We start from the raw sequence: 8,210 nt of genomic DNA on the forward strand, positions 1-8,210 counted from the left end.
GATCACCATAAAAAAGTCTCTTGCTCTAGCGAGCATTCACCATTTTGCGCATATATTTGCTCAATCCTATTTAACATTCATAAGAATTGAGCAAATTTTTGCGCATTCATGACTTACGGCGAAACTATCTAAGGGCTAAATACGCCCAACTTCTAAATAAGGAATCAGGTTTTTATCAAAATTTGGTCTTGGGTCACCCTCATAACTAATAAAGCCATGCATACCCGTTAAACGCTCACCTTTATAGAACTGATTTAACTGATAACGCGGGTCTTTATGGGAAAGCGTAAAACTCACCACACCAACGCCCTGTTGTTTTGACTGGTTATAGGCATCTTCAAGCATTTTATGATGCAAAGCTAAATCTTCGGGATGGCACATAAGCGTATGCAATACATGGTACTGAATAGAGTCACCCAGTTTAGGCAAACGCATGCCTTTAGTCATTGGGGTTAGCAAGTTATAAACGGGTCTAAGCACAGCTATGGCCGAACTATAATTTAAAATCTTGGTTTGCTTAATACTATGCTGATCCCATAAACCAAACATGCCCACCAGTTTTTCACCCTTAAAGTAAAGTGAAAAGTCAGATAGTTTCATCCCTGAAAAATACTGATGCCCTTGAGCAAGTTCTTCAAAGTCATAGGCAGGTATAAAGTTGTAAAACTCAGCCATGTCGCGAATAAACTGATTCATGGCTGGTACATGTTCGGATTTGGCGACACAGCTACGAATCTCTTGAACATTACTCTGTTTAGCAGCCTGCTTTAAAAAAGCCGTGATTTTTCGTTTTGCGCCAGTGCTCGTCAGGCTGAGTGTCTCTATAAGCCCTTCATCATAATAATCGGGCATTCCCGTTTTGCCCGTTTGTATAGCGGCGCGTGCAGCATGGTTATCATCAAAAATAATCATTTGGCTAAAGTTGGGTGCGTGCATGGTCTGTTTTACATGCTTGGCTAATACCTTCACCAGTGATTTACCCCGATAGCTATGATCTACCCGTAAGTCGCCAGCATATCGCAAGTTTTGAACGCTCCGATCGACATAACAAGGACGATAGCCATTGCTATAACAAGCGAGCTTCTTTTGACTCTCGGTGTCTTCAATCACGACATGCAGTTTATGCCGATAGACAATGTCAGACGCTCTAAAATAACTCGGTTCACGCTGAAAGCTAATTTGTATGCCTTTAGTGGTCATCGGAACAGCTATTAGGTCTCGTAAAGCCTCGTCATCTGCCAAAGTTGCTTCACGGGTAATCAGGGTATTGTCAGCAAGTGGTGGATTTGTTTTATTCATTATTCACCTGTTGTGCGGTCTGCATAGGAACCAAACTATTTAAACGCCCCATTTGGTCGAGTAGCTGATAAACAAACACGACTTCGTCTTGGTCATTTACGGTTTTTTGGGTTTGGGCATCGAGTAACTTTTGTTCGGTATTAAGCAAATCAAAAGTAGTTTTGGTGCCGACATCAAACTCTTTACGTGTATAGACAAAGGCAATAGACGCTGCCTCTATGGCATTTGCCAATGCGTCTTTATTTTGTCGGATGGTTTGAAGCTGCGCATAAGTAGTACGGGTACGTTTATTTAAGTCCAGTTCAAGGCTTCGTATTTTCTGATGAGCCAAATCGATATCAGCCTGCGCTTTTTTAACATTGGCGCGATTTAAGCCATCGTCATAGAGCGGTACATTAAGCTGCACCCCGACCATATAGTTATTACTTTCAGAACCAATATAACTTGCTTCATCCTGCTTTCCTGCACGACTAGTCAGCATAACCGTTGGCCACAGTTCCCGTTTAGTTAAAGCGTATTGTTTCTCAGCGGCCTGCATTTCATATTTAGCGCGCATTAAAGCCGGATGGTTCTTGGTTTGCGCCAAAATCTCATCTAGCCCATTCGGTATAGCTGGTAGTTGTTTAATCGCAACAAGGTTGTCAGGTGTTGTACCAGTCACTTGGTAAAACTGCGCTTCACTTACGGTCAAATTAGACTGAGCCTGTGTAATATCGGCTTGGCCTTGTGCAACTTGTGCCAAAACCTGAGCCAAGTCTGCACGGGTAATCATACCTACATCAAAACGGCGCTTTGACTCATATAAAGACCGTTGCAGGTTCGCCATGGTCTTTTGTCTAAGTTCTAAAATGGCTTTCTTTTTTAATACGTCGGTATAGACCATGACGGTATTTAAAATCGTTTCCGACCGTTGATCTGACAAGCCTTGGTGTTGGGCAGAAAGCTGACTCTCGGCAATATCTACCCCCAAACGATGCCGCCCAGAGGTATAAATCGGATAATCAGCCTGCAATTGCAAACTTCGGCCTTTACGGTTTCCTTCAGTTGGAAACATGACTTTTGGTGGCGTATCTATTCGTTCATAGTCAAGCTGCCCAACTAAATTGACTTTGAGCCCATCGCGCTGTTTAGCCTGTTCAAGCATAGCGGTAGACTGGTTTACGCTTAAACGGCTGACTTCAAGCTGACTTTCATGTCTTAAACTGGCAGACAACGCCTCGTCTAAAGTCATGGCATGTGTATTCGACACAACCAACACGCCTAAATACAAGGCGTGTCGAAGTGTTAAAAATCGAGTGTTAAGTTGCTTCATCCCCTTCATAGTTGTTCCAAACTATTGAGGGTGACTTTTTTGAGTGGCTCAGGTTTGATATTGCCTTCGATAATGCCATCAAACATGACCAGTTGCTTATACGCATTCCAACCATTATTGGCTTGGCGAATTTGAGGCTGGTCGAGCTGCCCTAAGTTTCGCGCAAGTTCATAATGGAAGTTTTGACGTAAGATACTGTCGATATATTCATTGCTAATGCTGTGATGAATTTCGCCTTCAAAAAGCACGCAATAAAATGGTTTAACTTGTTGTTGGGTATCAATCGCGAGTAAAGAAATCGCTTTAGATTCCGTTTCATTTAGCTGTGACAACAACTGTTGAGCGGTTTCAGGTGCAAGTTTCTCACCAACCAGATCTACACCAAAACGGCGGCCTTGGAACTCAAAACACGGAATTTGCTCTATAAAGCTAGTGACTTTTAAGCAGTCATCTAGACAGTAACGAAGCAAGCCATTACCCGAAGTAATGAGTGGGCTGACCACATCACCTTGTTTAAGCTGCCATGAAGGAACGATTTGACCTTGTTTCTCACCTTCTAAATATTCAAACTCGTAAAAGTGACTTTGGTAGGCCAATGGGTATTGGTCATTATAGGGAATAGTCACTACACCTTCGGTTGCCCATAACCCTTTGCCTTCAAACTGAACACTGGGCAGTTTCTCTTTTAATTTTTCGGCCCAAGCTTTTGAACCTGCTGTATCCCAACTCGAAACTAAACTTAACTTTGGCCAGAGTTTTTTAAAGTCGATCTGTGCGCCGTTTGAACTTGCAATTAAGGCTTGAGCACTTTCAGGGCTATGCGGTGCGGTCACTTCTTTTAGTGAAGCCTGACGGTTGCCCCATTTACCGCTGTTAAGCACCTCTATCACGTCTTTTTGCAATGACTCCAAACGCTCAAGCAATTGCAGCGCAAACGTTGGACTCCATACCGAAATCATGGCTAAGTTACGGTTTGCGACCAAATAACAAATGGTGGCAAACAGTGCATCGTCCGCATTGGCTGCAAAGGCAACGTTACTTGGAACAGCTTGGGTAAACTTAGACAGTATGCGCTTACCTACGCCAAGTAGCGCACTGTCATCATTTAAGTTTTTATCTTTTAAAACTTCACGCTGGCTTTCAGGTAACCATGACACCGACCAGTAGTGTGTACCCGAACTCAGCTCTGGACACTTACGGTATAAACTTGCCATCCACGGCGCAATCGCATGGTCAAGCTCATCTAAAAACAGCTTGGTATATGGAATAAACTTGATTTGTTCACTCGAACCACTTGTCGGCTGAAAACGAACCAACTTACTACTAGAGAGTGAAAGCTTTTGTTCACGATAACGCTGAATGTCTTCTCGCCATGCGCTATAGCGAGTCGCAGGAAAGGCTTTTACAAACTGCTCATAGTTTTGAACCTTCTTATCTTTGGTAAAGGTAGAGGTCTGTAATATCGAATGCAAAATTTGACGTTGTGTGGTTTCTAAAGCATTAAACTGTTTTTGGAAATTACGGTCAGATGCATCACACCATTTTTTTAAAATAAGATGCGAGCCTAGAGTCAGCCATTCATTAGATTTCATTGGATAGCCTCTCTACGTTTTGTTTTATGGGTTACACAAGCTTCAAACTTTCCTTTACTGGTCGGCTTCGTCATGAGCTTAACTGGGAAACGGGCAATATCTTTCCAGCCCAGACGGCCTATACACGGCAGTTCTGTGCCTGCTTTCCAAGTTGGATTTTTTTGTTCAAAGAAATGAATGTTTGGGTTCTTTTCTCTCATTTCGGCGGTAATGGGTGCAACTTCGCCTTTTAGTGGCTGATAGTCATCACCAAAGTTGAGTAAACCTGCTTCACGGTCATAATATTCACCAAAGAATTTTTCACAGTAGTGCTCAACCACTTCCGAAAGATGTTGGTTTTCATCTTTAATGTTTGGGTAATACACATAGTAGTTATTGGCAAGTAATAGATAGGTCTTATAGCCTTTAGAAATGAGTAACCAATAGAGTTCGTTAAAAGGATATTTGATTCGAAGCTTAATCATAAGTTTGAGCATGGTACTTTGTAAGCTACGCGTGCCCCAGAACTTCTTCAAAATAACCGTATCACCGCTAAAGAGCACGGTGTAGTCTTTACCGTTTAAGTAGAAGTGCTGCACCACCACAGTCGAGAAACCCACAATCTCATCTGTCTCAGAGTCAAAAATTAAGATCGCACCGCTTTTATTTTTAAAATCGTCTACAAAAATAGAAAATCTGGTATTTTCATAATACTGTTCGTAAATGGAATACATCACTTTTAGTCGATCAGTATCAATTTGCTCTTTTTCAAAATATTGCCCATAAGTTGTGTTTTTCAGGTTCAATTTTGAAATCAGTTTATATGTTGTATTAATCATAATACTTTAATCTCCCACATCCAGATCTGTAAGTTCCGCTCGCTCGTACGGCGATGTTAGAAACTCGTATAAATGTTCTTTTTCTAAGAAGGGATACGTTTTGATATGCCCTATTGTTTTCATTCTTTAAAAAGCTGTCTTTTACTGCTAAAAATTTACATATTCATTTTCTTCCCCCTGTCCATAAAGATGGTTAAAAACGCGGTCACAAACATGATGATTGTGAGCATGCGTAATAAATCATTAAAACTCGATGTCAGTGCCTGAAAATGAATGTCGCGATAAATCACACTCAGCGCGATTTGCTGGGCATTTGCACCGACTTCTTGATATTGCGCCGTGAGCTGGTCAAGCCTTTCTGTAAATATCCAGTTCTGCGGTGTCATCGCCTGATTAATTTGGGTGACATGCATGGCGGTCAGCCAGTCTAAGGATGAGTTAATCAGCGCCAGCCCAACCGCCCCCCCAATATTGCGCATGAGGTTATAAATACCGCTGGCATCGGCCACTTTACTGAGTGGCAAGGTGCTCATTGCTAAATGCGACACCACAATCAGGCAGATCATAAGACCAATACCACGGTAAATTTGCGGCCAAAACATAAAGTCATAATCGCTGTGAATGCTGAGGTGCGAATTGAGCCAAACACCAAAACCAGCCAGAACCATTCCAACAAATACGGTTTTGCGGGTATCAAAGTTAGGAATAAGCCAAGCAAGGAACGGCGCAAAGCAAAACATGACAATGCCTGTCACCATCATGACGTGACCAATTTGGCTACTGTTCATTTCACGGACTTGCCCAAGAAACACGGGAATCATGTAACCCAAGCCATACAGCGCCATACCAATCACAAACGTTGTGATGGCACTTAAGGTAAAGTTTTTGTTTTTAAATACAGACAAATCGAGCAAAGGCTTAGGCTGAGTAAAACTTCGAGAGAAGAAAATCATGCCACCTATCAGGCAGACCATAAAAGCAATACGAACGCCTGTGTCTGCAAGCCAGTCATGTCGTGCGCCTTCATCGAGGAAATATTCAAGCCCACCCAGAAACATTGCCATACCGACCAGACTAAACCAGTCCATGCTTTTAATAAGTGAATAATTGGCACGGTCAATATTTGGGCCTGAGTAAATGACTGTGGCAATGATAATGCCCGGAATAATATTGATCAGGAACATCCAGTGCCATGAGAAATTATTGGTGAGCCAACCGCCAATGGTTGGGCCAATCGCAGGCCCTAAAGTACTGATCATGCCAAACATGACCAAAGGCAAAGAGCGTTTTGCTTCTGGAAAAAGTAGGTACAAGGCCGTCATGGAAGTTGGAATCATTCCGCCGCCCATAAAACCTTGAATGCCACGGAATACCAGTAAACTTTCCAAGTTCCACGACAAAGCACAAAGTAAAGAACTCACCGTAAAACCAATTGCACACATGGTGTAATACACCCGTGTTGAAAGCACCCGCGAGACAATACTCGACATGGGAATTGCAATAATTTCGGCAATTAAATAAACCGTTTGTACCCAAGTGACTTCATATCGACTTGCGCTCATACCAGCTTGAACTTCGTTTAGAGAACTCGCCACAATCTGAATATCAAGAATCGCCATGAAGTTGCCAAAAATCATGGCAGCAAAAATTGCCCATGCAGTTTTTGCGGGAAACCTCCACTCGGCTTCAACATGCTTATTCATTTTCTTATTACCTAAAATTTTTTATTAAGTTCTTAGGTCAACGGTGGCACTCACCGACATTCCAGGTTTTATCAAATCAATATGCGGGCTTGAATCTATGGCAATACGTACAGGAATACGCTGTACGACTTTGTTAAAGTTGCCTGTTGCATTGTCTGGTGGCATCAGTGAGAAAGTCGCGCCTGAAGCTGGTGAAAAACTCTCAATTTTTCCGGTATAGGTGAGGCTCGGATAGGCATCGAGCTTTAACTTCACTTTTTGACCGATATGCATTTTTTCAATTTGGGTTTCTTTGAAGTTCGCTTGTACATACAAACTATTTTCAGGAATGATCGCCATTAAGCGGGTTTGCGGAGAAACACGTGAACCTTTTTGAATTGCAAGGCTACCGATCTTACCGCTTACAGGACTCACCACTTTTGATGAAGCCAAATCGACTTGATACAGGTTTAAGTTTGCATTGGCACTTTGAATATCTGCTAAAAGCTGTGCTCGACTGGCCTGTAAACTCCCCAACTGAGCTTCTGCTGCATTTACGGCGGCTTGTGCTTTACTGAGCTGTGCTTGAGCGGTTAAATATTGAGACTGAACCCCTTCAAAGTTTTGACGGGTAATTACGCCATCTTTTAATAAGTCTTGATAACGCTCATATTCTTTTTTCAAACGTGATAGGTCGGCTTGTGCTGCCACTACACCACTATTTGCTTCCGTAATTGACGACTTGGCAGACTTTTCATTTTGTTGTTGTACGCCCAGTGCGGCTTCTTTTAAGCTGACCACAGAACGGGCTTGGTCATAACGAGCTTGGTAATCACGATGGTCTAAGACTGCTAAAGTTTCCCCTTTTTTTACCACCTGATTATCATTAATTAATAACTCCATCACTTCGCCTGAAATCTTTGGCATAACCCAAGTCACATCGGCTTGTACATAAGCATTATCAGTAGTTTGATAGAATCGATATACTAAAAAATAATATACAATACCAGCAACTAAAAATAACAGCAGGACACTAAAAACCCCCCAGGTTATTTTCTTTCGACTTTGGAAATTAGTATCAGTTTCTAGCTGAGCTACGTTATCCATATTCATTCCGCTTATTTGTAATATTCGATTTTTTATTTAAGCCAATAAAATTATTGGTTTCTTTTTTACGTAACTTTTCACTTGGTTTTATTCAATGAATCGTGACAGCGTAAAATTTGGTGCAAATTATGGTTCTGAAGTTAATTAAATATCATTGACCTCTTTGCCATATATTTTTTCTATTTATGTCAATAAAGCATATTATATAAACTATGTTTAAAAATTATGTAATTCGAATTGGTGTAGATTTCTCGTAATAAATCCATTTAAAAATTAAACATAAGTTATTGTTAATAAATAAATTAATTAATTTTAAATAATTTCTAATTAGATAATCTTCCAACATAGAAAATTATTGCAAAAATATTAAGAATAAATTTTATTGTGTAATATTTAAGTA

The 8,210-nt window shown here is 41.1% G+C and carries 6 protein-coding genes; all 6 read right to left on the minus strand.

The genetic code is table 11. The annotated features are described in order from the left end of the window. Nucleotides 1-135: 135 nt before the first annotated feature. The 6 genes from ACH8JV_RS17590 to ACH8JV_RS17615 all read right to left on the minus strand — a co-directional run bounded on the left by ACH8JV_RS17590 (nucleotide 136) and on the right by ACH8JV_RS17615 (nucleotide 7,810). On the minus strand, nucleotides 136-1,299 hold the full coding sequence (locus ACH8JV_RS17590) for a hypothetical protein (RefSeq protein WP_396522789.1): 1,164 nt from the start codon (nucleotides 1,297-1,299) through the stop codon (nucleotides 136-138). Next, complete coding sequence (locus ACH8JV_RS17595; protein ID WP_396522791.1) at nucleotides 1,292-2,620, minus strand: TolC family protein; 1,329 nt, start codon at nucleotides 2,618-2,620, stop codon at nucleotides 1,292-1,294. The genes ACH8JV_RS17590 and ACH8JV_RS17595 overlap by 8 nt, the downstream gene beginning before the upstream one ends. Beyond that, nucleotides 2,617-4,203 carry a GH3 auxin-responsive promoter family protein gene (locus ACH8JV_RS17600; RefSeq protein ID WP_396522793.1) on the minus strand — a complete coding sequence of 529 codons (1,587 nt, stop codon included), beginning with the start codon at nucleotides 4,201-4,203 and terminating at the stop codon, nucleotides 2,617-2,619. Before ACH8JV_RS17600 ends, ACH8JV_RS17595 begins: the two co-directional genes overlap by 4 nt. Beyond that, the gene (locus ACH8JV_RS17605; RefSeq protein WP_396522799.1) at nucleotides 4,200-4,988 is read right to left on the minus strand and encodes a hypothetical protein; all 789 of its coding nucleotides are present in this window, start codon (nucleotides 4,986-4,988) and stop codon (nucleotides 4,200-4,202) included. The genes ACH8JV_RS17600 and ACH8JV_RS17605 overlap by 4 nt, the downstream gene beginning before the upstream one ends. Nucleotides 4,989-5,176: 188 nt before the next feature. Then, nucleotides 5,177-6,724: a DHA2 family efflux MFS transporter permease subunit gene (locus tag ACH8JV_RS17610; RefSeq protein WP_396522795.1), complete on the minus strand. Its 1,548-nt coding sequence runs from the start codon at nucleotides 6,722-6,724 to the stop codon at nucleotides 5,177-5,179. A gap of 24 nt (nucleotides 6,725-6,748) precedes the next feature. Continuing rightward, nucleotides 6,749-7,810: an HlyD family secretion protein gene (locus ACH8JV_RS17615; RefSeq protein ID WP_396522797.1), complete on the minus strand. Its 1,062-nt coding sequence runs from the start codon at nucleotides 7,808-7,810 to the stop codon at nucleotides 6,749-6,751. Nucleotides 7,811-8,210 lie beyond the last annotated feature (400 nt).

Source organism: Acinetobacter sp. ABJ_C5_2 (assembly GCF_044538485.1).
Classification (GTDB): domain Bacteria; phylum Pseudomonadota; class Gammaproteobacteria; order Pseudomonadales; family Moraxellaceae; genus Acinetobacter; species Acinetobacter nosocomialis_A.

What these genes read in the sequence shown, in the direction of transcription:
- ACH8JV_RS17590 (WP_396522789.1), bottom strand. Translation starts at nt 1,299, where the DNA reads ATGAATAAAACAAATCCACCACTTGCTGACAATACCCTGATTACCCGT.
- ACH8JV_RS17595 (WP_396522791.1), bottom strand. Translation starts at nt 2,620, where the DNA reads ATGAAGGGGATGAAGCAACTTAACACTCGATTTTTAACACTTCGACAC.
- ACH8JV_RS17600 (WP_396522793.1), bottom strand. Translation starts at nt 4,203, where the DNA reads ATGAAATCTAATGAATGGCTGACTCTAGGCTCGCATCTTATTTTAAAA.
- ACH8JV_RS17610 (WP_396522795.1), bottom strand. Translation starts at nt 6,724, where the DNA reads ATGAATAAGCATGTTGAAGCCGAGTGGAGGTTTCCCGCAAAAACTGCA.
- ACH8JV_RS17615 (WP_396522797.1), bottom strand. Translation starts at nt 7,810, where the DNA reads ATGGATAACGTAGCTCAGCTAGAAACTGATACTAATTTCCAAAGTCGA.